Source organism: Arthrobacter zhaoguopingii (genome assembly GCF_009828595.1).
Lineage (GTDB): Bacteria > Actinomycetota > Actinomycetes > Actinomycetales > Micrococcaceae > Arthrobacter_D > Arthrobacter_D zhaoguopingii.
Genome location: NZ_WPNY01000010.1, coordinates 59,155 through 84,747, shown reverse-complemented (window position 1 = coordinate 84,747; position 25,593 = coordinate 59,155). Strand labels below are relative to the sequence as shown.

General features: G+C 69.0%; 22 protein-coding genes and 1 tRNA gene. 17 read left to right on the top strand and 6 right to left on the bottom strand.

Features of this window, described 5'->3' with window-relative positions; translation table 11 throughout:
- Window positions 1-15: 15 nt before the first annotated feature.
- Entirely contained in the window at window positions 16-510 is a 495-nt protein-coding gene (locus tag GVV86_RS13465) for a hypothetical protein (RefSeq protein ID WP_159801239.1), read from the bottom strand.
- Window positions 511-736: 226 nt separating this feature from the next.
- On the opposite strand from GVV86_RS13465, the gene GVV86_RS13460 reads away from it, so the two are divergent.
- The 4 genes from GVV86_RS13460 (at window position 737) to GVV86_RS13445 (ending at window position 5,307) form a co-directional block, all read left to right on the top strand.
- Window positions 737-2,653 (top strand): alpha-amylase family protein, encoded by a 1,917-nt coding sequence (locus tag GVV86_RS13460; RefSeq protein ID WP_159801241.1) that lies wholly within the window; start codon window positions 737-739, stop codon window positions 2,651-2,653.
- Window positions 2,654-2,870: 217 nt separating this feature from the next.
- The gene (locus GVV86_RS13455) at window positions 2,871-4,001 is read left to right on the top strand and encodes a CapA family protein (RefSeq protein WP_425513932.1); all 1,131 of its coding nucleotides are present in this window, start codon (window positions 2,871-2,873) and stop codon (window positions 3,999-4,001) included.
- A gap of 96 nt (window positions 4,002-4,097) precedes the next feature.
- Window positions 4,098-4,171 (top strand) — tRNA-Met (locus tag GVV86_RS13450).
- A gap of 221 nt (window positions 4,172-4,392) precedes the next feature.
- Window positions 4,393-5,307, top strand: coding sequence for an NAD-dependent epimerase/dehydratase family protein (locus GVV86_RS13445; RefSeq protein ID WP_159801243.1), 915 nt, complete (start codon window positions 4,393-4,395; stop codon window positions 5,305-5,307).
- Window positions 5,308-5,373: 66 nt separating this feature from the next.
- Here the strand turns inward: GVV86_RS13445 and GVV86_RS13440 are convergent, their stop codons facing one another.
- A complete protein-coding gene (locus tag GVV86_RS13440) occupies window positions 5,374-6,018 on the bottom strand; it encodes an MBL fold metallo-hydrolase (RefSeq protein ID WP_159801245.1) in 645 nt (214 codons plus the stop codon).
- A gap of 190 nt (window positions 6,019-6,208) precedes the next feature.
- On the opposite strand from GVV86_RS13440, the gene GVV86_RS13435 reads away from it, so the two are divergent.
- The 13 genes from GVV86_RS13435 to secG all read left to right on the top strand — a co-directional run bounded on the left by GVV86_RS13435 (window position 6,209) and on the right by secG (window position 20,520).
- Complete coding sequence (locus GVV86_RS13435) at window positions 6,209-6,586, top strand: GntR family transcriptional regulator (RefSeq protein ID WP_246199612.1); 378 nt, start codon at window positions 6,209-6,211, stop codon at window positions 6,584-6,586.
- Window positions 6,587-6,672: 86 nt separating this feature from the next.
- Window positions 6,673-9,582, top strand: coding sequence for an excinuclease ABC subunit UvrA (gene uvrA, locus GVV86_RS13430; protein ID WP_159801247.1), 2,910 nt, complete (start codon window positions 6,673-6,675; stop codon window positions 9,580-9,582).
- Between the two features lie 59 nt (window positions 9,583-9,641).
- Entirely contained in the window at window positions 9,642-10,313 is a 672-nt protein-coding gene (locus GVV86_RS13425) for an HAD hydrolase-like protein (RefSeq protein ID WP_159801249.1), read from the top strand.
- The gene (locus tag GVV86_RS13420; protein ID WP_159801251.1) at window positions 10,300-10,968 is read left to right on the top strand and encodes a lysophospholipid acyltransferase family protein; all 669 of its coding nucleotides are present in this window, start codon (window positions 10,300-10,302) and stop codon (window positions 10,966-10,968) included. The genes GVV86_RS13425 and GVV86_RS13420 overlap by 14 nt, the downstream gene beginning before the upstream one ends.
- Window positions 10,969-11,070: 102 nt before the next feature.
- On the top strand, window positions 11,071-13,110 hold the full coding sequence (gene uvrC, locus GVV86_RS13415; protein ID WP_159801253.1) for an excinuclease ABC subunit UvrC: 2,040 nt from the start codon (window positions 11,071-11,073) through the stop codon (window positions 13,108-13,110).
- A gap of 72 nt (window positions 13,111-13,182) precedes the next feature.
- The gene (rapZ, locus tag GVV86_RS13410) at window positions 13,183-14,082 is read left to right on the top strand and encodes an RNase adapter RapZ (protein ID WP_159616352.1); all 900 of its coding nucleotides are present in this window, start codon (window positions 13,183-13,185) and stop codon (window positions 14,080-14,082) included.
- On the top strand, window positions 14,082-15,113 hold the full coding sequence (locus tag GVV86_RS13405) for a gluconeogenesis factor YvcK family protein (protein ID WP_159616353.1): 1,032 nt from the start codon (window positions 14,082-14,084) through the stop codon (window positions 15,111-15,113). The genes rapZ and GVV86_RS13405 overlap by 1 nt, the downstream gene beginning before the upstream one ends.
- Before the next feature lie 10 nt (window positions 15,114-15,123).
- Window positions 15,124-16,104, top strand: a complete 981-nt coding sequence (gene whiA, locus GVV86_RS13400; protein WP_120168237.1) for a DNA-binding protein WhiA — start codon at window positions 15,124-15,126, stop codon at window positions 16,102-16,104.
- A 123-nt stretch (window positions 16,105-16,227) separates the two neighbouring features.
- Window positions 16,228-16,857, top strand: coding sequence for a superoxide dismutase (locus GVV86_RS13395; protein WP_159616354.1), 630 nt, complete (start codon window positions 16,228-16,230; stop codon window positions 16,855-16,857).
- Between the two features lie 210 nt (window positions 16,858-17,067).
- A complete protein-coding gene (gene gap, locus GVV86_RS13390; protein ID WP_159801255.1) occupies window positions 17,068-18,075 on the top strand; it encodes a type I glyceraldehyde-3-phosphate dehydrogenase in 1,008 nt (335 codons plus the stop codon).
- Window positions 18,076-18,079: 4 nt separating this feature from the next.
- Complete coding sequence (locus GVV86_RS13385) at window positions 18,080-19,321, top strand: phosphoglycerate kinase (protein ID WP_159616356.1); 1,242 nt, start codon at window positions 18,080-18,082, stop codon at window positions 19,319-19,321.
- A gap of 86 nt (window positions 19,322-19,407) precedes the next feature.
- Entirely contained in the window at window positions 19,408-20,223 is an 816-nt protein-coding gene (gene tpiA / locus GVV86_RS13380; RefSeq protein ID WP_159801257.1) for a triose-phosphate isomerase, read from the top strand.
- A 45-nt stretch (window positions 20,224-20,268) separates the two neighbouring features.
- Window positions 20,269-20,520: a preprotein translocase subunit SecG gene (gene secG / locus GVV86_RS13375; protein WP_159616358.1), complete on the top strand. Its 252-nt coding sequence runs from the start codon at window positions 20,269-20,271 to the stop codon at window positions 20,518-20,520.
- Between the two features lie 151 nt (window positions 20,521-20,671).
- Here the strand turns inward: secG and pgl are convergent, their stop codons facing one another.
- Genes pgl through GVV86_RS13355 form a run of 4 tightly spaced genes read right to left on the bottom strand, consistent with a single transcriptional unit; the run spans window position 20,672 to window position 25,590 of the window.
- Window positions 20,672-21,472 carry a 6-phosphogluconolactonase gene (pgl, locus tag GVV86_RS13370; RefSeq protein WP_159616359.1) on the bottom strand — a complete coding sequence of 267 codons (801 nt, stop codon included), beginning with the start codon at window positions 21,470-21,472 and terminating at the stop codon, window positions 20,672-20,674.
- Window positions 21,462-22,403: a glucose-6-phosphate dehydrogenase assembly protein OpcA gene (locus GVV86_RS13365; protein ID WP_159616361.1), complete on the bottom strand. Its 942-nt coding sequence runs from the start codon at window positions 22,401-22,403 to the stop codon at window positions 21,462-21,464. The genes pgl and GVV86_RS13365 overlap by 11 nt, the downstream gene beginning before the upstream one ends.
- Window positions 22,400-23,944, bottom strand: a complete 1,545-nt coding sequence (zwf, locus tag GVV86_RS13360) for a glucose-6-phosphate dehydrogenase (RefSeq protein ID WP_159616363.1) — start codon at window positions 23,942-23,944, stop codon at window positions 22,400-22,402. Before zwf ends, GVV86_RS13365 begins: the two co-directional genes overlap by 4 nt.
- A gap of 2 nt (window positions 23,945-23,946) precedes the next feature.
- Complete coding sequence (locus GVV86_RS13355) at window positions 23,947-25,590, bottom strand: glucose-6-phosphate isomerase (RefSeq protein WP_159801258.1); 1,644 nt, start codon at window positions 25,588-25,590, stop codon at window positions 23,947-23,949.
- Window positions 25,591-25,593 lie beyond the last annotated feature (3 nt).

Genomic DNA, 25,593 nt, shown 5'->3' with positions numbered 1-25,593 from the left:
CCGATCCCGACGCCCTCAGCGCGTTGAAAGGCCTTCGCTGTCGAGGGTGAGGGCGAGCTGGTGCGCCTCTCCGGGGCACTGGGGGCCGTTGGGACGGACCACCTCCGCGGTGGCGCGGACCGGAGCAAGCACCCGCGTTTGCCCATCCCGACCGGTGGCCGTTGCCCGGATCTCCACCTCGCCTGCGGAAAGGTCCAGCGGTGCGAAACCAACCAAGGTGCCGTCCGGACTGGCCGACGCGGCGCAGATTCCGTCGTCGTCGCAGCCCTGGTCGACGGACTCCGTTCCCGCACTCAGCGCCACGTCGGCTTTCGTGCACCGGCCCTCCCGGCAAACCTCCAGCTCGAGCGCGGCGACCCCGCGGACAGAGTCGGCTGCAACGGTGGTCGAGACGCCATCGACCGCCCCTACCGCGGTACATCCGGCACCGAAGGGCGCACCGCAGCCGCCGGCGAGCAGGAGCGTTCCACCGAAGACGGCGGAACGCAGCCAGGGCGCTCGGAAGGGCATGCCTCACCCTAGCGCGGGCGGGCGTGTGGCGGGACAGCTTCCCGTCGTCCCGTGCGGGTCCGGGGGACCAGGATCCCGGCTGGCGTCCGGGGACGGGGCCCGTGCACCCGCTCCCGGTGCAGGACGGCACCCGCGCAGGGCACGCCTCCGACCGCCCGTCAAGGCGGCGCCGGGTGTGCCTTTGCCTCCGGCCCTGCGGTCGGTGCGCCTGCAATAGGCTGTGCCCATGGTTTTCCAGAAGCACCTCGGTGAAGAGTCCATTCCCGCGGAGGTCCTGGCGGCCCGGCGTCCGGGGACCTCGGACGCCGACTGGGACTCCTTCGAGGCACGGTTCCGCAGTGAATTCCCCCGCCTGCGGTCCCTCTTCCGCCGAATCTACGGCGGTGGCGCTGACGACGAGCTGGTGCTGCTGGCGGCGGAGGCGGCCGAGTCGTGGCAGCGGCGGCCCGCCGGGCTCAAGGCGCTCGATGCCGACCGGGCCGCGGCGCCGGACTGGTTCCAGTCCAACCGAATGCTGGGCGGGGTCTGCTACGTCGACCTGTACGCCATCGACCTCTCCGGGCTTCGGGCGCGCATTCCGTACTTCCGTGAACTGGGCCTCACCTACCTTCACCTCATGCCGCTGTTCCTCGCGCCGGAGTCGAATTCCGACGGCGGCTACGCCGTGTCCAGTTACCGGGAGCTGAACCCGGCCCTGGGCACCATTGAGGAACTCGCCTCGACCGCCGCCGAACTTCGGGCGAACGGCATCTCGCTCGTCGTTGACTTCATCTTCAACCACACCTCGAACGAACACGAGTGGGCCCGGAAGGCGCTCGCCGGCGACCCGGAATTCGAAAAGTACTACTGGATCTTCCCGGACCGGCAGATGCCGGATGCGTATGAACGCACCGTGCGCGAAATCTTCCCGGACGACCATCCAGGGTCCTTCGTGCCGCTGCCCGACGGGCGCTGGGTCTGGGCCACCTTCCATTCGTTCCAGTGGGACCTGAACTACCGCAACCCCGCGGTCTTCCGGGCGATGGCGCGGGAGATGCTCTTCCTCGCCAACCAGGGCGTGGAGGTGCTGCGGATGGATGCCGTGGCGTTCGTGTGGAAGCAGCTGGGCACCGCCTGTGAGAGCCTGCCCGAAGCGCACCTCCTCCTCCAGGCGTTCAACGCGGTCTGCCGGCTCGCGGCGCCGTCGCTGCTCTTCAAGTCCGAGGCGATCGTGCATCCGGACGAGGTGGTGCAGTACATCAGCCCGGGGGAGTGCCAGCTGAGCTACAACCCCCTGCAGATGGCACTGATCTGGAACAGCCTGGCCACCCGGGAGGTCTCCCTTCTGGCCCAGGCCCTCGAGCGGCGCCACGCCATTCCGCCCGGCGCCGCCTGGGTGAACTATGTGCGCAGCCACGACGACATCGGCTGGACCTTCTCCGATGAGGATGCAGCCGAGTTCGGCATCGGCGGGTACGACCACCGGCGCTTCCTCAATGCGTTCTTCGTCAACCGTTTCCCTGGCAGCTTCGCCCGCGGCGTGCCGTTCCAGGAGAACCCGCGCACCGGGGACTGCCGCATCTCGGGCACGACGGCGTCGCTGGCCGGGCTGGAGGCCGGCGACGCCGGCGCCGTGGGCCGGATCCTGCTCGCCCACGCCATCGTGCTCAGCACGGGGGGCATCCCGCTGATCTACCTGGGGGATGAGGTGGGCCAGCTCAACGACTATGGGTACACGCAGGACCCGGGCAAGGCCGGGGACAGCCGGTGGGTCGGGAGGCCCGACTACCCGGCGGCCCGCTACGCGCTGAGGGATGATCCGGCCACCGCGCCGGGGGCGATCTTTCAGGGCCTGCAGCACCTGATCCGGGTCCGGGCCGCCACCCCGGAATTTGCAGGCGGCCGGCTGGTGCCCTTCGGGACCAACAACCCCTCCGTCCTGGGGTACCAGCGGCCGGGTGCGCCCGGGGCGAAGCCCTCAGTGGTCCTGGTCCTCGCGAACTTCGCCGACTCCCGACAGGAAGTCACCGCGGAGACACTCTCCGGCCTGCCCGGTTCCGCCGTCGACCTCATCTCGGGCCAGGAGATGGCAGTGACGGCCGGGCTCGGCCTCGAGCCCCATGGTGTGCTGTGGCTCCGCTTCTCCCCGGAGGGTCCTGCCTGAACACCATTGAGAACTGAACACCATCGAGAACTGAACACCGTCGAGAACTGAACACCGTCGAGAACGGCTGGGACTGCCTTGGCTCCGCGGGGACCTATCATGGGCGTTATCACCCCGAGGAGACCCCATTTCACGCACTCAGCCACCGCGCGCCCGACGGAGAGCGCCCTACGGCACCGCCGCCCTGATCAGCCTCGCGCTGCTCTGCTCCGGCTGCCTGCCCGGCGCCTCAGGTGACCGGGAGGCACCGGCCGGCTCCGCTGCTCCGGCACCGCCGGGTGCATCCTCTCCTTCGCAGGAGGCCTGTGACAACTGCCTGGACGTCGTCGTCACGGGGGACCTGCTGGTCCACCCCCAGCTGTGGGACCAGGCGGCAGCGGACGCCGCGGTCACCGGCAGGATGCCGCTCGATTTTGAACCGCTCCTCGCCGGCCAGCGTCCGTACCTCGAGGCGGCTGACCTTGCGGTGTGCCACCTGGAGACCCCGGTGTCAGACCCGGAGGGGCCCTATACCGGCTACCCGACGTTCAACGTGCCGCCCCAGATCCTCACCGCGGCCAGGGAGGTCGGGTACGACGCCTGCACCTCGGCTAGCAACCACACCCTCGACGCCGGACCCGCAGGAGTGCTGCGCACCCTCGCCGCCCTCGACGCGGCCGGCCTTGACCACACGGGTTCCTATGCCAGCGCCTCAGACGCGGAACAGCCCCTGATCCTCGATACGCCGGACGCGAAGGTCGCCCTCATCGAGGCCACCTACGCCCTCAACGGCCAGATACCCGACCAGCCGTGGCGGGTCGACCTGCTCGACGTCCCGGCGATGGTCGCCAAGGCCCGGGCGGCACGGGAGCAGGGCGCCGACGTCGTCCTTGCAGCCCTCCACGCCGGGGACGAGTACGCCTCCGTGCCCAACGCACAGCAGACCGAGGCCGCTCATGCGCTCGCCGACAGCGGGCTGATCGACTTTATCTACGGGCACCACACGCATTCGGTCCTGCCGATCGAGAAGTACAACGGCACGTGGATCGCCTACGGGCTGGGCAACGCGGTGACCGAACTGTCCCCGGTCTACGACGTGAACAACGAGGGCCTGGCGGTCCGCGCGCGATTCAGCCGGGACGAGACCGGGCAGTGGTCGGTCAGTGACCTCGCCTGGCTTCCGTCCGTCATCGTGTCGAACCCCTACCGGTGGTGCGCGCTGGGCCCGGACCGCCCTGCCGGGTCGTGTTCGACGCCCGGCCACGAGCAGGCGGTCAAGGAGCGCACCCGGTCGGTGGTCGAGTCGCTCGGGGCGGCCGCCGCGGGAGCCCACCCCTGGGATCTCGCTGCAGAGGAAAGAGCGCAGTAGCGGGCACTCTGCCAGCAAGGCACGAACCAGCGGACGCCCGGATGCGCCGGGCGGATTCGCTTATTCGACCGCCGGGCTGTAGCGTTCTTACTACGCCGCGGGGTGGAGCAGTTCGGTAGCTCGCTGGGCTCATAACCCAGAGGTCACAGGTTCAAATCCTGTCCCCGCAACGAAGACAGAAGTCCCGGTCCCGGGTAGGGGCCGGGACTTCTGCGTTAACCGGCCGCAGTATCCTTCCCATGCCTGAACGGCTCCCGCCCCGGCACCTCCCCACGGGCGGTGGAACGAAACGGGTGGGATCGTCCCATTCCGTTGGCACCCTCCTGCCTGCAGTCCGACACTGAATCCCGGAACGCCCGCTCGGGCGCCATAGGTTCAACTGGAGGAAAAAATGCGTGTACTAGTGGCCGGCGCCGGCGGCGCCATCGGACGTCCCATCGTCCGTCACCTCGTCTCCTGGGGTCATGAGGTGTGGGGAATTGCTCGGGCAAACGGGGGCGCCGCGCGCATCGCGGCTGACGGCGCGACGCCGGTTATCGCGGACGTGCTCGACCTGGCGGATGTGACACGCGCGGTCGCGGCCGTGCGGCCCGAGGTCGTGATCGACCAACTCACGGCCCTGCCGCGGCACTACTCGCCGCAGGCGATGCGCGACACCCTCGCCAGCTCCAACGAGGTCCGGGTGCTCGGGGGAGCGAATGTTCAGAAGGCCGCCCTCGCCGCGGGAGCGACACGTTTCATCGCTCAGTCGGGCTCCTACTTCTACCGGCCGGGAGAGGGGCTCGCTGAGGAATCGGAGCCCTTCGTCGCCGACGGACCGCCCCTGGTCGACGGAAGCGCCGCAGCCTTCCTCCAGGTCGAAGACCGGATCCGGTCCCTTCCCGAGGGCACCACCGGGCTCGTCCTTCGGTACGGTTTCTACTATGGCCCGGGAACCTGGTACTCGCCCGACGGCGACATGGGCGAGCAGGCACGGGCCGGGCAGCTGGGCGTGCTTGGCTCCGGTTCCGGGATCTGGTCCTTTGTCCATGTGGACGACGCGGCGGAGTTCACGGCGCGGGTCGCCGTCGAGTCCCAGGCGACCGGGGTGGTGAACGTTACCGACAGCGACCCCCTTCCCATGCGGGACGTCATGCGGACCTTCAGTGCCTTCGCCGGGGGTGTCGAACCGGCCGAGTATCCGATCACCGAGGCGACAGACGCGGACGGGGTGTTCTACGCGACGAAGATGAGGGGTGCGAGCAACCGCCGCGCGCGGGAGGAGTTCGGGTTCAGCCCGCGCCGGCTGGAATGGCTCCGGCCGTAAATCCGGCCCGGAGCGCGTTCGGCCGGCCCCGCCTGCCGTTCCGCAGCCGTGAGGCCGGCGGCACCTCTACCAGCCGCGCTCGAACCACTCCGCGAGGTGCGGCCGCTCGGCGCCCAGCGTCGTCCCCTTCCCATGGCCGGGATGGACCAACGTGTCATCGGGAAGATAGTCGAACACCCGCTCCTTCACGTCGGCGAACAGCGAAGCGAACCGGTCGGCGTCGCCCTGGGTGTTGCCCAGCCCGCCGGGGAAGAGCGAATCGCCCGTGAAAAGGTGCGCCGGGCCCTCCGGGTCGCGGTACAGCAGGGCCACGGAGCCCGGCGTATGTCCGCGGAGGTGGATGGCCTCCAGATCGAACCCGTCGAAGGTGCCGACGTCGCCGTGCTCGAGCGGCACGTCGGTCGGCACCTCGATGGCGGGGACGTCGGCGGCGCCGGCGGCCGTGCGTGCCCCGGTCGCCTCCACGACGGCGGCCAGCGCCCGCACGTGGTCCCAGTGAGAATGCGTCGTAGCCACGAGGACAAGCCGAGCGGCGGCGGGGGTGTCCCGGGCACCCTCCGCCAGCAGGCCGGCGAGGGCGGGCGCATCGTCGGCCGCATCGATCAGCACCTGCTGCCCGGATCCCCGGGCGGTGAGCAGGTACACGTTGTTGTCCATTTCGCCCACCGCGAGCCGGCGGATCACCACTGATGAAAGCTCGGCAAGAATCATGGACCCACCCTAGGCCAGGAGCGGCGGCCCGAACGCTCCGATGGGGGCGGGCTTCACCTTGGGGCGCATAGCGGCCGAGCACCTCAGCCGACGTCCCGTTCGCGGTATTGTGCACGTAACAGGGCCCCGGAGGGGCGGTTCGGCATGCGCGGCACATCAGGGGCCGCCGCGCCCGGCGGAAGGGGCAGCAGTGGAGAGTGAAATACCCGAATGGCTGAAACTCGATCCCTCGAGCCCGTATCCGCCCTATGAGCAGCTGCGCCAGCAGATCGTCGAGGCGGCGAACAGCGGGCGCATTGCCGTCGGCGTGCGCCTGCCCCCGGTGCGGACCCTCGCGGCGCATCTGGGAGTCGCGGCAAACACCGTCGCCCGCGCGTACCGCGAGCTGGAGCGGGCGCAGATCGTGGTGACCCGATCCCGCGCCGGAACGGTGATCGCCGCGGCCGGGGATGAGGCCCGGCGGCGGGCCGCCGAGGGGGCGGCGGATTACGCCCGCATCGTCAAGGCCAGCGGGCTCAAGGAGGACGAAGCCGTGGCCTATCTGCGGGCGGCATTGCGCCGAGCGTGAACCGGTCCGGCGCGTCGCACCGGTGTGGCGCGAATTAAACCGTATTCGAATATGTCTTCGAAGCGGGATTGAATTACAGTGGAACGGTGTCTATAGCCAACTCCCTGGAACAGCACTCTTCTGACCCGTTGATTCCGCACCCTGACCTGTCGCGCCTCGTCGTGAAGGGTGCGCGCGAGCACAACCTCAAGAACGTCGACCTCGACATGCCCCGGGACGCCATCATCGTCTTCACCGGGCTCTCCGGGTCGGGGAAGTCATCCCTCGCCTTCGACACGATCTTCGCCGAGGGCCAGCGCCGGTACGTCGAGTCGCTCTCGGCCTACGCACGCCAGTTCCTGGGCCAGGTGGACAAGCCCGACGTCGACTTCATCGAGGGTCTCTCGCCGGCGGTGTCGATCGACCAGAAGTCCACGAGCAAGAACCCGCGGTCCACCGTGGGCACCATCACCGAGATCTACGACTACATGCGCCTGCTCTGGGCGCGAGTGGGCCGCCCGCACTGCCCCATCTGCGGCGAGCCGGTGGCCAAGCAGACCCCGCAGCAGATTGTCGACCAGCTGCTCGAACTCGACGAGGGAACGCGCTTCCAGATCCTCGCGCCCGTGGTCCGCGGCCGGAAGGGCGAGTTCGTCGACCTGTTTCAGGAACTCTCGGCCAAGGGCTACTCCCGCGCCCGCGTCGACGGCGAACTCATCCAGCTGACCGACCCGCCGAAGCTTGGCAAGCAGTTCAAGCACACCATCGAGGTGGTGATCGACCGCCTCGTGGTCAAGGAGGGCATCTCCCAGCGGCTCACCGATTCGGTCGAGACCGCCCTGAAGCTCGCCGAGGGGCGCGTCCTGGCCGACTTCGTCGACCTGCCCGACGACGACGCCAAGCGGGTCCGGGCGTTCTCGGAGCACCTCGCCTGCCCCAACGAGCACCCGCTGGCCATCGACGAGATCGAGCCGCGGTCCTTCTCTTTCAATAACCCGTTCGGTGCCTGCCCCGTCTGCACCGGCATCGGAACGAAGCTCGAGGTCGACGAGGAACTCGTCGTCCCGAATCCTGACCTCAGCCTCGCCGAAGGCGCCATCGCCCCCTGGTCCCTCGGCACCGCCACCCTCGAATACTGGACCCGGCTCCTCGAAGGACTGGCGAAGGAACTGAACTTCAGCATGGACGTCCCGTGGCGCAAGCTTCCGGACCGTGCCCGCGAGGCGGCCCTGTACGGCAAGGACCACAAAGTGGTGGTGCAGTACCGCAACCGCTTCGGTCGTGAGCGCAAGTACAGCACGGGTTTCGAGGGGGCCGTGCAGTACATTCACCGCAAGCACCTCGAAACCGAGTCGGACCACGCCCGCGACCGGTACGAGGAGTACATGCGGCAGATCCCGTGCCCCGAATGCGGCGGCGCGCGGCTCAACCCGGCGTCACTGTCGGTGCTCATCAACGGCAGGTCCATCGCCGAGGTGGCGGCCATGCCGATGCGCGACTGCAGCGACTTCCTGAACAACCTCGTCCTGACCGGGCGCGAGGCGCAGATCGCCAACCAGGTCCTCAAGGAGATCCAGGCCCGCCTGACCTTCCTGCTCGACGTCGGCCTCGAGTACCTCAACCTCGAGCGCGCCGCCGGAACCCTCTCCGGCGGGGAGGCCCAGCGGATCCGCCTGGCCACCCAGATCGGCTCAGGCCTCGTCGGGGTGCTCTACGTGCTCGACGAGCCCTCGATCGGTCTGCACCAGCGTGACAACCGGCGCCTGATCGAGACCCTGACGCGTCTGCGCAACCTCGGCAACACCCTGATCGTCGTCGAGCACGACGAGGACACCATCCACGAGGCGGACTGGATCGTCGACATCGGCCCCGGCGCCGGTGAACACGGCGGCGAGGTGGTCCACTCCGGCCTGCTCAAGGACCTGCTCACCAACGAGAAGTCAATCACCGGCGACTACCTCTCGGGCCGCCGGAAGATCGAGATCCCGGCCAAGCGCCGGAAGATCGACAGGTCGCGCCAGCTGAAGGTCGTCGGCGCGCGCGAGAACAACCTGAAGAAGCTCGACGTCTCCTTCCCGCTCGGCGTCCTGACAGCGGTCACCGGGGTCAGCGGCTCCGGCAAGTCGACGCTCGTGAACGACATCCTGTACAAGGTGCTCGCGAACAAGCTCAACGGCGCCAAGCAGGTCGCGGGGCGGCACAAGCGCATTGACGGCCTCGACCACCTCGACAAGGTGATCCACGTCGACCAGAGCCCGATCGGACGCACACCACGGTCCAACCCCGCAACCTACACCGGGGTGTTCGACCATATCCGCAAGCTCTTCGCCGAGACCACCGAGGCGAAGGTCCGCGGCTACCTGCCCGGGCGGTTCTCCTTCAACGTCAAGGGCGGGCGCTGCGAGGCCTGCTCCGGTGACGGCACCCTGAAGATCGAGATGAACTTCCTGCCCGACGTCTACGTGCCCTGCGAGGTCTGCCACGGCGCCCGGTACAACCGGGAAACCCTCGAGGTGCACTACAAGGGCAAGACCATCGCCGACGTGCTCGACATGCCGATCGAGGAGGGCGCCGAGTTCTTCGCCGCGTTCAGCCCGATCGCCCGGCACCTGAATACGCTGGTCGAGGTAGGCCTCGGCTACGTCCGGCTGGGCCAGCCCGCCACCACCCTCTCGGGAGGCGAGGCGCAGCGCGTCAAGCTCGCCAGCGAGCTGCAGAAGCGCTCCAACGGCCGCAGCGTGTACGTGCTCGATGAGCCGACCACCGGCCTCCACTTCGAGGACATCCGCAAGCTCCTCCTGGTCCTGCAGGGCCTGGTGGACAAGGGGAACACCGTGATCACGATCGAGCACAACCTCGACGTGATCAAGAGCGCGGACTGGGTGATCGACCTCGGGCCCGACGGCGGCTCCGGCGGCGGCGAGGTCATCGCCACCGGCACCCCGGAGCAGGTGGCGCGCAGCGAGAGGAGCCACACCGGCACCTTCCTCGCGGAGATCCTCCCGGCGTCCTCCTGAACATTCCCCGCGGGGAATAGGAGTGCGGCGGGCGGGGGGCGTTGTGGCAAACTTGCCCGGTGACTAATTCGCAGGCGCTCGTCCTCTTCGATCTCGACGGAACCCTGATCGACCCCGCCGGGTCGATCACCGGAGGCATCGAAGCGGCCCTGCGGGAGCACGGGCTGCCCGTGCCGGACCCGCGCGTGCTCTCGAGCATGGTGGGCCCGGCACTGGTCACCTCGCTGCGGAGCATCGCCGGCGTACCCGAGCACCTCATCGACCCGGTGATGGGCGCCTACCGCGCCGGCTACCGCTCCATCGGCATGGCCCAGAGCCGCCCCTACCCGGGGATCGCCGACTGTGTGCGCGCGCTGCGCGCGGACGGGGCCCGGGTGGCCGTGGCCACCCAGAAGCCGGAGTGGCTCGCCGAGGAACTGCTGACGGCCCAGGGAATGATCGGGCTGTTCGACTCGGTGCACGGGGCACCGCGGGACGAACGCGCCGCTGCTGCACTTCCGGGAAAGAAGCCCATCATCGCTGCGGCGCTGGCGGGACACGCAGGCCGCTACGGCAGCGCGATCATGGTCGGGGACCGCTCGCACGACGTGCTCGGGGCGGCCGATAATGGGCTTGGCTGCGTGGGGGTGTCCTGGGGCTTCGCCGCTCCCGGCGAGCTCGAGGAGGCCGGCGCGATCGCCGTCGTCGACAGCGCAGACAAGCTCCTGGAGGTGCTGCGTGGGAATCTATGACCTCACCCGCAGCACCACGCGCGGCCTCATTGCCGGTCTCTGCCGGCCTACCGTTGAAGGGCTCGGGCATGTCCCCGCCGAGGGTCCGTTCATCGTCGCGGCCAACCACCTCTCCTTCCTCGACAGCGTCCTCATCCAGGCCCTGATGCCGCGCCGGGTGGCGTTCTTCGCGAAGGCCGAGTACTTCACCGGCACCGGCGTCAAGGGGGCGATGATGCGCTCCTTCTTCGAGGGTGTCGGCTCGATTCCGGTGCAGCGGGGCGAACAGGCGGCCAGCGTGCAGGCCCTGAAGACCCTGCTCGACCTGCTCGAGGAGGGCAGCGGCGTCGGCATCTATCCGGAGGGCACCCGGTCCCGCGACGGGCTGCTCTACCGGGGACGGACCGGCGTGGGCTGGCTGGCGCTGACCACCGGAGCGCCGGTGGTCCCGGTGGGCCTGATCGGGACCGAGGCGCTGCAGCCGGCGGGCAGCAACGGCATCCGGCCCCAGCACTTCACCATGAGGATCGGCGCACCCCTGTACTTCGAGAAGACCGGACCGGGCCATCCGCTGCCGGCCCGGCGCAGCGCCACCGACACCATCATGGACTCCATCGCCGCGCTCAGCGGGCAGCAGCGCTCCGCCAGCTACAACAAGGGCGCGCCCGCGGAATAGCGGGCCCCACCGCTCCGCCGCCCGGTGCGCCCGCACCGCAGCACCGGTGCGCGCAGGGCTGAAGCGTCAGGGCCGCCCGGTCAAAGAACATAGGATTGAGCTGTGGCAAACCCAGCAAGCTACCGCCCCAAGGCGGGGGAAATACCCCAGGACCCCGGAGTGTACCGGTTCCGCGACGAGCATGGCCGGGTCGTCTACGTCGGCAAGGCGAAGAACCTGCGCTCCCGCCTCAATTCCTACTTCGCGAACCCGCAGGGGCTGATGCCCCGCACCCGGGCCATGGTCCACACCGCCGCCGGCGTGGAGTGGACGGTCGTGGGAAGCGAACTCGAGGCCCTCCAGCTCGAATACACGTGGATCAAGGAATTCAACCCGCGCTTCAACGTGATGTTCAGGGACGACAAGTCCTACCCGTACCTGGCGGTGACAATGGGGGAGAAGTTCCCCCGAGTGCAGGTGATGCGCGGCGACAAGAAGAAGGACACCCGGTACTTCGGGCCCTTCTACCCCGCGAAGGCCATCCGGGAGACCGTTGACACGCTCCTGCGGGTCTTCCCGGTGCGCACCTGCAGCACCGGCGTCTTCCAGCGTGCCGAACGCTCCGGCCGGCCCTGCCTGATGGGCTACATCGACAAATGCTCGGCGCCCTGCGTCGGGCGGATCTCCCCGGAGGACCACAAGGCCCTCGCCGGAGAGTTCGTGGCATTCATGTCGGGCGAGGCCAAGCGCTTCATCACCGGGCTCGAATCGAAAATGGCCGCCTCGGTCGCCGAACTCGACTACGAAGCCGCGGCACGGACCCGGGACGACATCGCCGCGCTCCGGAGGGTCTTCGAACGCAATACGGTCGTCCTCAGCGAGGACACCGACGCCGATATCTTCGCCCTGACCGAGGACGAGCTCGAGGCCGCGGCGCAGGTCTTCCATGTGCGCGGCGGGCGCATCCGCGGCCAGCGCGGCTGGGTCGTGGAGAAGGTCGAGGACATGGATACCCCCGACCTGGTGGAGCACCTCCTGCAGCAGGTGTACGGCGAGGGCGGAGCCGGCAACGACCGAATTCCACGCGAGGTCCTCGTGCCCGTGATGCCCAGCAATTCCGAGCAGGTCCTTGAGTGGCTGCGCGGACTCCGCGGGGCACGCGTCGACGTGCGGGTACCGGTCCGCGGCGACAAGGCCACCCTGATGGGCACGGTCCAGCAGAACGCCGCGGACTCCCTGCGCCTGCACAAGAGCCGGCGCGCCGGGGACCTTACGACGCGGTCGGCGGCGCTGACCGAACTGCAGGAGGCGCTCGAGCTGCCGCAGCCGCTGATGCGCATCGAATGCTTCGACATCTCCCACGTCTCCGGCACCAATGTCGTCGCCTCCATGGTGGTGGTCGAGGACGGACTGCCGCGCAAGTCGGAATACCGCCGCTTCTCCATCACCGGCGACGCCGCCCGCGACGACACCGCCTCGATGTACGACGTGATCTACCGCCGGTTCCGGAACTACCTCGCCGGCCGCATGCCTGAGGACACCGGCAACGGCACCGGCTCCCCGGCCGACGGGGAAGGCACCGGTTCCCTGGCGGCCCCCGGCGCGGATGACGGGGCGGAGGCCGTTCCGCTGGCGGACACCACGACGGCGACGACGAAGAACCGGTTCGCCTACCCGCCGAACCTGGTCGTCGTCGACGGCGGCCCGCCCCAGGTGGCAGCGGCCTCCCGCGCGCTGGCGGACCTCGGCATCGACGACGTCTTCGTCGTCGGCCTCGCCAAGCGGCTCGAGGAGGTGTGGGTGCCCGGCAGCGACTTCCCCGTCATCCTGCCGCGGGCCTCGGAGGGACTGTTCCTGCTGCAGCGCATCCGGGACGAGGCCCACCGCTTCGCCATCAGCTTCCACCGCCAGAAGCGCGGGAAGTCGATGACCGAATCGGCCCTCGACGGAATCCCGGGGCTTGGGCCGTCGAAGCGCAAGGCCCTGCTGAAGCACTTCGGGTCGGTGAAGAAGCTAAAGGCCGCCTCGGTGGAGGACCTGCTGGAGGTCCCGGGCATCGGTCCGGCCATGGCCGAAGCCATCCGGAACGGGCTGGCCGGCGGGGCGGTGCAGGACGCTGCTCCCGCTGTGAACCTGACCACGGGCGAGATCCTCGATTCTTAGCTAGGCTGAGGACGGCGCCCGCTGCCTGCGGCGCAGCATATCCGCACCACCTACGCCGGAACGGACGCATACATGACTGAGGCTGACAGCCTGACCCCGGTCAAACCCACCGAATCGGAGCTGCTGGTCGTCACAGGCATGTCGGGTGCCGGACGCAGCACGGCGGCTCACGCGCTTGAGGACCACGGCTGGTACGTCGTCGAGAACCTGCCGCCGCAGATGCTCGGGACGCTGACCGAGCTGGTGGCCCGCATGCCCCAGTCCATCCCGAAGCTCGCCGTGGTGATCGATGTGCGGAGCAAGAAGCTGTTCAACGACATCAAGGCCGCCCTCGCCGCGCTGCGTGCGGCCGGGGTCAACTACCGCGTGCTCTTCCTTGACGCCGACGACGCCGAACTGGTCCGCCGGTTCGAACAGGGCAGGCGCCCCCACCCCCTGCAGGGCGACGGCCGGATCCTTGACGGCATCGCCGCCGAACGGGACGTGCTCAAGGAGGTGAAGTACGCTTCCGACATCGTGGTGGACACGACCGACTTCAATGTCCACGCGCTGGCCACCGCCGTCACCGAACTCTTTTCGGAGTCCGGGCCGATCGTGCTGCGGCTCAATGTGCTGAGCTTCGGCTTCAAGTACGGCCTCCCCGTCGACGCGAACTTTGTGGCCGACGTCCGGTTCATCCCCAACCCCCACTGGGTGCCGCAGCTCCGCCCGCAGACCGGGCTCGATGAGCCCGTGCGGGAGTACGTGCTGGGTGCCGCCGGCGCCGCGGACTTCGTCAGCCGCTACGTGAACGCCCTGATCCCGGTGCTCGACGGCTACCGCCGCGAGAACAAGCACTACGCCACGATCGCGGTCGGCTGCACGGGAGGCAAGCACCGCTCCGTTGCGGTGACCGAGGAGATCGCCCAGCGGCTCGCCCAGCTGCCCGGGGTGCAGGTGGCCTCCCACCACCGGGACCTGGGGCGGGAATAGTGGCACTGTTTTCGGGGCCGCTGCCCCTGATCCCTGTTCCGACGGCGAACCGGCGCGACGGGGAGCCGGTGGAGAAGACGCCCTCGGTGGTGGCGCTCGGCGGCGGCCACGGGCTGTCCGCCTCGCTGTCCGCGCTGCGCCTGCTGACCCAGGACCTCACCGCCGTGGTCACCGTCGCCGACGACGGCGGGTCCTCCGGCCGGCTGCGCAGGGAACTTGGGGTGCTTCCGCCCGGGGACCTGCGGATGGCGCTTGCCGCCCTGTGTGATGACACGGACTGGGGCCGCACCTGGCGCGACGTCATGCAGCACCGCTTCACCTCAACCGAGGGCGTCGACGGCTCGCTCGATAACCACGCGCTGGGAAACCTGCTCATCGTGACCCTCTGGGAGCTGCTCGGCGACCCAGTGGCGGGCCTGCAGTGGGCCGGAGCGCTGCTGGGGGCCCGCGGCAAGGTCGTGCCGATGGCCAGCGTGCCCCTGACCATCGAGGGGGATATCCTCACCGAGTCCGGGGGAGGGCTGCGGGTGAAGACCATCGTCGGGCAGGCCCAGCTGGCGGTCGCCGCCGAGGGCGGGAATGTCAGCAACGTCCGGCTGCTCCCGGAGGCGGCGCCGGCCTGCAAGGACGCCCTCGAGGCGATCGAACTGGCCGACTGGGTGATCCTCGGCCCGGGCTCCTGGTACACCTCGGTGCTGCCGCACCTGCTGCTTCCCGAGCTCCGTGACGCGCTCTGCCGCACCTCCGCCAAACGGTGCCTGACGATGAATATGACGAATGACACCAAGGAGACCCAGGGCATGACCGCCGTGGACCACCTCGCCGTGATCAAGCGCTACGCGCCGGAGTTCACCGTGGACGTCGTGCTGGCCGATCCTGCGGTCGTGGGAGACCGTGCCCAGTTCGAGGCGGCGGTCGCCGGGATGGGGGGCCGGGCCGTTCTGGGTAAAGTGGGTTCTTCAACCGGAAAACCCGTCCATGATCCGCTTCGTCTCGCAACGGCGTACAAAGACATGTTTGGGGAGAACTAGGAGTGAACTGGTGGCGCTGACTGCGGACGTCAAAGAGGAGCTCTCGCACCTCGAAGTTAAAAAGTCCTCGGTACGCAAGGCCGAGGTGTCCGCCCTGTTGCGGTTCGCCGGCGGGCTGCACATCATTTCGGGCCGGATCGTGATCGAAGCGGAGGTCGACCTCGCGTCGACGGCACGCCGGGTCCGCTCGGCCATTGCCGAGGTCTACGGGCACAACAGCGAAATCATCGTTGTGTCCGGCGGCGGCCTGCGCCGCGGCAACCGCTACGTGGTTCGGGTGGTGCGCGACGGTGAGTCCCTCGCCCGTCAGACGGGCCTGCTCGATACCCGCGGCAGGCCCGTGCGCGGGCTGCCCTCCGCCGTCGTCAACGGTTCCGCGGCCGACGCCGAGGCCGTCTGGCGCGGCGCGTTCCTGGCACACGGGTCCCTGACCGAGCCGGGCCGCTCGTCCTCCCTCGAGGTGACCTGCCCGGGCCCGGAATCCGCGCTGGCCCTCGTGGGCGCCGCCCGCCGCCTCGGCATCGCCGCCAAGGCGCGGGAGGTCCGGGGCGTGGACCGCGTGGTGATCCGCGACGGGGACACCATTGCGGCGCTGCTCACCCGCATGGGCGCCCACGACGCCCTCATGGTGTGGGAGGAACGGCGGATGCGGAAGGAGGTCCGTGCCACGGCGAACCGGCTGGCGAACTTCGACGACGCCAACCTGCGCCGGTCCGCGCAGGCAGCGGTGGCCGCCGGGGCCCGCGTGGAGCGGGCGCTCGAGATCCTCGGCGAGTCCGTCCCGGAGCACCTCCGGTACGCGGGGGAGCTGCGGGTCGGCCACAAGCAGGCAAGCCTCGACGAACTCGGCCGGCTCGCCGACCCTCCGATGACGAAGGACGCCATCGCGGGCAGGATCCGCCGGCTGCTGGCCATGGCCGACAAGCGGGCGCAGGAGATCGGGATTCCGGGAACCGACGCCAATGTCACCGCCGACATGCTGGACGAGTGAATCGTTGCATAGGATGGGAGGGCAAGCCTGCCGCTTCGGCGGCGGGACCACGGCGGTTCTTCTCCGGCCTTCACCGGCCCGGAAGCGGCCCCGGAAAGGTACACCATTAGATGGAGGAAATTCGTGAGCCAGTACATGCTGCCCGACCTTGATTATGATTATGCGGCCCTTGAACCGCATATCTCCGCGCGGATTATGGAGCTGCACCACAGCAAGCACCACGCCACCTATGTCAAGGGTGCCAACGACGCGCTGGCACAGCTGGCGGAGGCCCGCGAAAAGGGTGAATTTGGGAATATTCCCAAGCTGTCGAAGGACCTGGCCTTCCACCTTGGCGGCCACACCAACCACTCGATCTTCTGGAAGAACCTCTCCCCGGACGGAGGGGACCTCCCCACCGGTGAGCTGGCTGCCGCACTCGACGACGCGTTCGGTTCCTTCGAGGCTTTCCGCAGCCACTTCAACGCCGCCGCCATCAGCCTTCAGGGCTCCGGCTGGGCGGTCCTCGCCTACGAGCCGCTCGGCGGCAACATTGTGATCGAGCAGCTCTACGATCAGCAGGGCAACGTTCCGGTCGGAACCATTCCGCTGCTCATGCTCGACATGTGGGAGCACGCCTTCTACCTCGACTACGTGAATGTCAAGGCCGATTACGTCAAGGCCTTCTGGAATATCGTGAACTGGACCGACGTCGCGGCACGGTTTGACCGCGCCCGGTCCGGCGCATCGAGCCTGGTCGTCCCCGGCGTCTAACGCCCGGTTGCGTTCCGCCTGTGCCCGCCCCTGCGGGTCGGGCACGCGCGTCGGGGTGGGGGCGCAGGCCCCCGCCCCGACGCACCGCAGAACCTGATGGACCGAAAAGGATCATCGGACCCGCACAACGGCGTGCAGCGCAAGCAGCTGCCGGACCGGCCGGACAGGCCGGAGGCCCGGCAGCCTCACTTAATAAGGAGATGGAAACCAGTGACTACCCGTATTGGAATCAATGGCTTTGGCCGGATCGGCCGTAACTACTTCAGGGCGGTGCTCGATCAGGGCGCGGATCTGGAAATCGTGGCGGTCAATGACCTCACCAGCCCCGAGACCCTGGCCCACCTGCTCAAGTACGACTCCGTTGCAGGGCGCCTGGGCGTGAGCGTTGAGGCCGACGGCGGGGACCTCGTGGTCGACGGCAAGCGGATCAAGGTCCTTGCCGAGCGCGACCCCGCAAGCCTGCCCTGGGCCGACCTGGGCGTTGACATCGTGATCGAATCCACGGGGTTCTTCACCAAGGCCTCCGATGCGCAGAAGCACATCGACGCGGGGGCGAAGAAGGTCCTGATCTCGGCTCCGGCCTCCGACGAGGACTTCACCGTGGTCCTGGGCGTCAATGACGGGGACTACGACCCGGCGAACCACCACATCATCTCCAATGCCTCCTGCACCACCAACTGCCTGGGCCCGCTGGCGAAGGTCCTCCAGGACTCATTCGGCATCGAACGCGGTCTGATGACCACCGTCCACGCCTACACGGCTGACCAGAACCTCCAGGACGGGCCGCACAAGGACCTGCGCCGCGCCCGCGCGGCCGGCATCAACATGGTGCCGACCTCCACCGGAGCCGCCAAGGCCATCGGCCTGGTCCTGCCCGAGCTCAAGGGCAAGCTCGACGGGTATGCCATCCGCGTCCCCGTACCCACCGGCTCGGCCACCGACCTGACCGTCACGGTCGGCCGGGAGGTCACCGTCGACGAGGTCAACGCCGCCTACAAGGCCGCCGCCGAAGGCCCCCTGAAGGGCTACCTGACCTACACCGAGGACCCGATCGTGTCCTCGGACATCGTCGGAGACCCGGCGTCCTCGATCTTCGACTCCGGGCTGACCAAGGTCATCGGCAACCAGGTCAAGGTTGTGTCCTGGTACGACAACGAGTGGGGCTACTCGAACCGCCTCGTTGACCTCACCGAAATCGTCGCTTCCAAGCTCTCCTGACCCGGTGGGCTACGCATCGATTGACGACCTCCTGGCGGAAGGGGTCCGCGGCCGGCGGATCCTGGTCCGCTCGGACCTCAACGTTCCCCTTGACGGCTCCCAGCGGGTCACCGACGACGGGCGCCTCCGGGCGTCGCTTCCCGTGCTGCGCAAGCTCAGCGAGGCAGGCGCCGCCGTCATCGTGATGGCTCACCTCGGGCGTCCCAAGGGTGCGCCCGAGGCGAAGTATTCGCTCCGCCCCGCCGTCGACCGCCTGGCCGAGCTTGCGGACTTCCCCGTGACGCTCGCGGGGGATACCGCCGGCGAGCAGGCACGGGCAGCAGCCCAGGCCCTCTCCGACGGTGAGGTCCTGGTGCTCGAGAACGTGCGGTTCGACCCGCGCGAGACCAGCAAGGACGAGGGCGAACGCGCAGCACTCGCACACGAGCTCGCGGGGCTCGCCGGCAGCTCGGGGGCGTACGTCAACGACGCTTTCGGTGCCGTGCACCGCAAGCATGCAAGCGTGTACGACCTCGCCGCGATCCTTCCCTCCTACCAGGGCGACCTGGTAAAGGCGGAGGTCGAGGTGCTCCAGCGGCTGACCACGGACCCCGAGCGGCCTTTCGTGGTCGTCCTGGGCGGATCGAAGGTCTCCGACAAGCTGGCGGTCATCGAGAACCTGCTGGGCAAGGCCGACCGGCTCCTGATCGGCGGAGGAATGGTCTTCACATTCCTGGCCGCCCAGGGGCACAAGGTGGGTGGCTGCCTGCTTGAGGCCGACCAGCTGGATACGGTGCGCGGCTACCTCGACCGGGCGGCCGAGGCGGGCACCGAGTTCGTCTTCCCGACGGATATCGTGGTCGCCGAGAAGTTCGCGGCCGACGCCGGCTCCAGTGTGCTGGCGGCGGATGCGATCGAGTCCGGCCCCTACGGCGCCGGCGGGATCGGCCTCGACATCGGACCGGCCAGCGGCTCCGATTTCGCGGCGCACATCGCGCAGGCGAAGACCGTGTTCTGGAACGGGCCCATGGGCGTGTTCGAGTTCGAGGCGTTCGCCGAGGGGACCCGCGTGGTTGCGCAGGCCCTCGTCGAGGCGCAGCACAACGGCGCCCTGACGGTGGTGGGTGGGGGAGACTCCGCCGCCGCGGTCCGGGGCCTCGGGTTCGAGGACTCCCAGTTCGGCCACATCTCCACCGGAGGTGGGGCAAGCCTCGAATACCTCGAAGGCAAGGAGCTTCCCGGCCTGACGGCGCTCGAGCGCGCCTGAGGCCACCGGCACGGGAACATTTCCGCCGCAGGACCCGCCCGCACGGGTGGGTCCTGCGGCTCCTGACGACTGAAAGAGAGTTCGCTATGACCACCTCGACGAACGGCGTATTCGACCGGCGCCCCCTGATCGCCGGTAACTGGAAGATGAACCTTGACCATGTCCAGGCCATCACGTTCCTGCAGAAGCTCGCGTGGACCCTCGACGACGCCAACCACGACTTCGGCAGGGTTGATGTGTCGGTGTTCCCTCCGTTCACCGACCTGCGCGGTGTGCAGACCCTCGTGAAGGGCGACGACCTGCCCGTGGTGTACGGCGGGCAGGACCTCTCCCCGCACGACTCCGGCGCCTACACCGGGGACATCTCCGGGCAGTTCCTGAAGCGCCTCGGCTGCACGTACGTGCTGGTGGGCCATTCCGAGCGCCGCACTGTCCACGCCGAATCCGACGAGCTGCTCAACACCAAGGTGCACGCCGCGTACCGGCACGACCTCGTGCCCGTGCTCTGCGTCGGGGAGGGCCTTGAGATCCGCCAGGCCGGCACCCACGTGGAGCACACCCTCGAACAGCTCCGCCGGGGCGTGGCCGGCCTCGACGCCGGTCAGGCCGCCGGGCTTGTCGTGGCCTACGAGCCCGTCTGGGCGATCGGCACCGGCGAGGTGGCCGGACCGCAGGACGCCCAGGAGATGTGCGCGGCGATCCGCGCCGAACTGGGCGAACTCTTCGACGGCGACACGGCCGCGAAGGTCCGCCTGCTCTATGGCGGATCGGTCAAGGCCGCCAACGCCGGAGCCATCCTCAAGGAACGCGACGTCGACGGCGTGCTCGTCGGCGGTGCGAGCCTCGACGTGTCCGAGTTTGCTAGTATTGTCAGGTTCGAACAGCACCTGGTCACAGGCTAGTCGCGCCTCCCCGCCACCGGCGGGTCTCAGCCTTGAAAGGGCCCCGTGGAAATTCTCCGAATCATCCTGCTCGTACTGCTGGGCGTCACCAGCCTGCTCCTGACGCTGCTGATCCTGCTGCACAAGGGCCGCGGCGGCGGCATGTCCGACATGTTCGGCGGCGGCATGACCTCAAGCATGGGCTCCTCAGGAGTTGCCGAGCGCAACCTGAACCGTTTCACCGTGGCGCTGGGCCTGGCCTGGGGCACCGTGATCATCGCTCTTGGACTGATCCAGCGGTTCCTCGGCGACTCCTGACCCTCAGGACCGCCCCGACCCCGCAGCGTGCGGAATGAACCGCACGTCACCGGAACGAACAGTCAAGCCCTAACGAGAAAGCCCCGCCGCTTCCGGATGGAAGCGGCGGGGCTTTGTCGTCAGCGGGCGAGCGTGTCCGCCCGAGGGCCTGCTACTGCTCGGCGTCCTCGCGGTTGATCAGGCGGCCCGGGAGCTGCACGGCAGCCTCCTGGTCGATCAGCCACAGGGTCTTGTTCCGGCCGCGGGCACCGGCGGCGGGAACCTGGACAGAACCGGCACCGGCAAGGGCCAGGCCCACCGCTCCGGCCTTGTCCTCACCGGCCACCGCCAGCCAGACCTCCTCCGCCGAGCGAATGCTCTCCAGCGTGAGGGAGATCCTCTCCGGCGGCGGCTTGGGTGCGTCGGCGACGCCCACGACGGTCGAGCCCTTCGTCCGGATCCCCGCCAGCTCCGGGAAGAGCGAGGCGATGTGGGCGTCCGGGCCGACGCCGAGCATCAGCACGTCGAACCGCGGGAGCCGCGGATCGGCGGCGTCGTCCAACGCTTCCGCGTCGGCCGCTTCCTGCAGCCGTGCCGCGTAATCGGCGGCGGCGGCGTCCTGGTCGGGGAACTGGTCGCTGGAGCCGAACTCGTGGACCTTCGCCGGATCCACGGCAAGGTGGTTCAGCAGTGCCTCACGGGCCTGCACCGCATTGCGGTCGGGATGACCGGCCGGCAGGAACCGCTCGTCGCCCCACCAGAAGTGCACCTGCGACCAGTCCACCGTCCGGCAGGTGGGGGAGTCCCACACGGCCTTCAGGGCAGCCGTGCCGATGGAGCCTCCGGTCAGCACCACCGTGGCCGTCCCGCGCTCGTTCTGCACATCGACGAGTCGGGTGATCAGGCGAGACGCCACTGAGGCGGCAAGCAGGGTCGGGCCGGGGTGGATACTGATCTTTGGCTCAGCGTTCACTGGTCTGTACGCTCCTTAGGTTCGTTTTCGCAAGGCCTTCGGTGATAACTTCCCCGAATACGTCGTCCGGGTCAAGTCGACGAAGCTCCTCGGCGAGGCACTCTTCAAGGCTGCGGCGCGGCAGCGAAATCCGCTGGACCGGCTGGCCGGGCTGGTGCAGCTCGGCCACATCCCTGCCCGGACGGTGAAGCTCGATGTCCCCGTTGTCCCGGGCGAGCCGAACCCGGTGCAGCCCGGTACCGGCGGGACCGGCGGCAATCGTCACCGGCGCATCCAGTGCCTGGGTCAGCCACGCGGCCAGGAGGACCGTGCTGGGGGAATCCTCGGCGCCTTCGACCGTCACCTCGGTGATCGTCGACGGTTCGGCCTGGTCGAGGACGGCCGCGAGCTGAATGCGCCAGTTCGTCAGGCGCGTCCAGGCCAGGTCCGTGTCGCCTGCTGAATAGGTCTTCTGCAGGGTGAACAGCGCCGCGGCCGGGTCCGCCTCGTTGGAGGAATCGGTGATCCGGCGGTGGGCGATGGCCCCGATGGAGGTCTGGGCCGCCGCCGCCGGCATGTGGTGCGGCCACCAGGCCACGATTGGGGCGTCCGGCAGCAGCAGGGCCGACACGAGGGACTCATTCTCGTTTGCCAGGTCCCCGGAGCCGCGGAGCACGATCACCTCGGAGGCGCCGGCGTCACCGCCCACCCGGATCTGGCCGTCGAGGCGCGTGGGGTCATCGGGCGATCCCTGGGCCAGCACGATGATGCGGCAGGGGTGCTCCCGGCTCGCTTCGTTCGCTGCCCGGATCGCCTCCTCCTCGGCCCCGGCGCGGGTGATCACCACGAGGGTGAGCACCCGGCCGAGGGCGACGACGCCGCCCCGGTCGCGCAGGCTCGTGATCTCCTTGGAGACCTTCGAGGTGGTGGTATTCGGAAGATCTACGATCATGGCCTTCTCCAGCTTCTGCCATCGGCGGCCAGCAGCTCATCGGCGGAGGATGGACCCCAACTGCCCGGCCTGTACTTTTCGGGCTGCTCGTCCAGCGACGCCCAGAACTTCTCGAAGGGATCCAGGATCTGCCAGGACAGTTCGACCTCCTGCTGGCGCGGGAACAGCGGCGGTTCGCCCAGCAGCACATCGAGGATCAGCCGCTCGTAGGCCTCGGGGCTGGACTCCGTGAAGGAGTGGCCGTACCCGAAGTCCATGGTGACGTCGCGGACCTCCATTTGCGTGCCCGGAACCTTCGAACCGAACCGGATCGTCGCCCCCTCGTCGGGCTGGACGCGGATGACGACGGCGTTCTGGCCGAAGTCGTCCTCGTTGTGGTCGAGGAAAAGCAGGTTCGGGGCGCGCTTAAACACGACCGCGATTTCCGTGACGCGGCGGCCAAGGCGCTTGCCGGCGCGCAGGTAGAACGGCACACCGCTCCACCGGCGGGTGTTGATGTCCAGGCGGATCGCGGCGAAGCTCTCCGTCGTGGAATCGGCCGGGATGCCGTCCTCGTCGAGGAAGCCCTTGACTTCCTCGCCGCCCTGCCAGCCGCTGTCGTACTGGCCGCGGGCGGAGTAGCAGGTCAGGTCCTCGGGGAGCCGCACGGCGGCGAGGACCTTCTCCTTCTCCGCGCGCAGGTCCTCGGCGTTGAAGGAGATGGGCTCCTCCATGGCCGTGAGGGCGAGCAGCTGCAGCAGGTGGTTCTGAATGACGTCCCGAGCGGCGCCGACGCCGTCGTAGTACCCGGCGCGTCCGCCGATGCCGATGTCCTCGGCCATGGTGATCTGCACGTGGTCGACATAGTTGGCGTTCCACAGCGGCTCGAACAGCTGGTTGGCGAAGCGCAGGGCCAGGATGTTCTGGACCGTCTCCTTGCCAAGGTAGTGGTCGATGCGGAACACCGCGTCCGGCGGGAAGACCTGCTCGACGATGTTGTTCAGTTCCCGGGCCGACTCGAGGTTGTGTCCGAACGGCTTTTCGATGACAACGCGCCGCCACTGGCCGTCTCGGGGCTCGGCGAGCCCGTGCTCGGACAGCTTCTGGCACACAATCTCGAAGGCCTTCGGCGGAATCGAGAGGTAGAACGCGTGGTTTCCGCGCGTTCCCCGGGTCTCGTCGAGCTCGCTCAGCGACTCCTGGAGGCGGACGTACGCGTCGTCGTCGTCGAAGTTGCCTTGGACGAAACGGATTCCGGCCTCGAGCTGCTCCCACACCGTGTCGTTAAACGGGGTGCGCGCATACTGCTTGACGGAGTTTCGGACCTCCTCGGCGAACTGCTCGTGCGTCCAGTCGCGCCGGCCGAACCCGATGAGGGCGAAGCTGGGCGGGAGCAGGCCGCGGTTGGCGAGGTCGTACACGGCGGGCATGAGCTTCTTGCGGGCGAGGTCACCGGTGACTCCGAAGAGCACCAGCGACGACGGCCCCGCGATCCGGCTCAGGCGCCGGTCGCGGGGATCCCGCAGGGGGTTTGCCTGTTTGGGGGGAAGGGTCTCGTGCATGGCTAGCCGTTCTGCTGGGATTCCCGGCCGGCTCCGGCCAGGAAGTCAATGACGCCGCTGAGCTGGCTCAGCCCCGCCGCGCGGTCTGTCAGGTGCAGGCGGACCACGGGCCGGCCGTGGGTCTCGAGCACCTGGGCGTCCCCGGCGGCCTGGGCCGAGATCAGTTCCCCGAAGGTGAAGGGCAGTCCCGGGATCTCCAGGTCGGAGCCGGCGGCGCCGGTGATCTGGAGGTACACCCCGGAGGCCGGGCCACCCTTGTGGAACTGGCCGGTCGAGTGGAGGAACCGCGGGCCCCAGCCGAAGGTGACGGGCCGGCCGGTCAGGGCGGCCAGCGGGCTGCGCAGTTCCTCGAGCGGTGCCTGGGCGTGCCGGTCCAGGTAGGCCTGAACCGACAGGTAGCCGGTGGGTTCGAGGGTGCCCAGGAGAGCCTGGAGGGCGTCCCCGACGGTGGTGGCGTTCCCGAGCAGTTCCGCGTCGCCGCGGATCTCGATGGCGCCGTCGACGAAGTTCGCCGGAGCCGGAGCGGGCTGGGAGTCAAGCAGGCCGCGGGCGGCCTTCTTCGCCGCCTCCACGTCGGGCTGGTCGAAGGGGTTGATTCCCAGCAGCCGGCCCGCGACCGCGGTGGCGAACTCCCAGACGAACATCTGGCTTCCCAGCGATCCACTCACCACCGCGCGGGTCTGTCCGTCGGCGGACACCTCGGCGTCGGAACCGGCCAGGACGACCGGGACGACGTCGTCGGCCACCGTGGCGACCTCGGGGGAGTCCAGGGAGGCCACGACGGGCAGCAGGCCCGTGCCGAGCTTCCCGGTTGACTCCGCGATGAGCTGCTCGGCCCAGTCGGCGAAGCCCGGCAGGCCGGAGCCGCCGTCGGCGAAGACGATCTTGTCGCGCAGCGGCTTGGTGCCGCCGAGCACGGCGCCCAGCCGCAGGCCGGCGTTGTCGGGGCCGTCCTCACTGAGGAACTCGGAGATCTCCTCGGCATCGGCCACGAGGGCTTCGATGTCGGCGCCGGCAAGGCCCGAGGGGACCAGTCCGAACGCGGTCAGGGCCGAGTAGCGTCCGCCGACGTGCGGGTTGGCGTTGAAGACCTGGCGGTAGCCGGCCTCCCTCGCTGAACCGTCGAGCGGCGAACCGGGATCGGTGACGATGATGATGCGGGACTTCGCGTCGATGCCGGCGTCGGTGAACGCTTTCTCGAAAGCCCGGCGCTGCGAGTCGGTTTCAACGGTGGAGCCCGACTTCGAGGACACCACGATCGCCGTCTCGGCGAGGCGCTCCGCGAGGGCGGCGCTGACCTGGTCGGGGTCGGTCGAGTCGAGGACCACGAGGTCGACCCCCGCGGTCCGGGTGATGACCTCGGGGGCCAGGGAGGACCCGCCCATGCCGCACAGCACGAACCGGGAGACGCCCTCGGCCGCGAGCTCCCCGCGGAGCTGTGCGATCTGCGGGATCAGCGCGCGTGACTCGTCAAACAGGTCGATCCAGCCGAGGCGGATGGAGGCCTCAGGCTCGGCGTCGGGGCCCCAGAGGGTGGCGTCCTTGGCCATGAGCCGGGAGGCGACCTTGTCCTCGACCAGGGTGGGAAGTGATGCGTCGACCGCGTCCGCGGCCGCGCCGGAGGCGGCGAGCTCGAATGAACCCATCGC

Bases quoted from the DNA above. Each gene is read 5' to 3' on its own strand.
- GVV86_RS13465 (WP_159801239.1), bottom strand. From the start codon at position 510: ATGCCCTTCCGAGCGCCCTGGCTGCGTTCCGCCGTCTTCGGTGGAACG.
- GVV86_RS13460 (WP_159801241.1), top strand. From the start codon at position 737: ATGGTTTTCCAGAAGCACCTCGGTGAAGAGTCCATTCCCGCGGAGGTC.
- GVV86_RS13445 (WP_159801243.1), top strand. From the start codon at position 4,393: ATGCGTGTACTAGTGGCCGGCGCCGGCGGCGCCATCGGACGTCCCATC.
- GVV86_RS13440 (WP_159801245.1), bottom strand. From the start codon at position 6,018: ATGATTCTTGCCGAGCTTTCATCAGTGGTGATCCGCCGGCTCGCGGTG.
- rapZ (WP_159616352.1), top strand. From the start codon at position 13,183: ATGACTGAGGCTGACAGCCTGACCCCGGTCAAACCCACCGAATCGGAG.
- tpiA (WP_159801257.1), top strand. From the start codon at position 19,408: ATGACCACCTCGACGAACGGCGTATTCGACCGGCGCCCCCTGATCGCC.
- GVV86_RS13365 (WP_159616361.1), bottom strand. From the start codon at position 22,403: ATGATCGTAGATCTTCCGAATACCACCACCTCGAAGGTCTCCAAGGAG.
- zwf (WP_159616363.1), bottom strand. From the start codon at position 23,944: ATGCACGAGACCCTTCCCCCCAAACAGGCAAACCCCCTGCGGGATCCC.
- GVV86_RS13355 (WP_159801258.1), bottom strand. From the start codon at position 25,590: ATGGGTTCATTCGAGCTCGCCGCCTCCGGCGCGGCCGCGGACGCGGTC.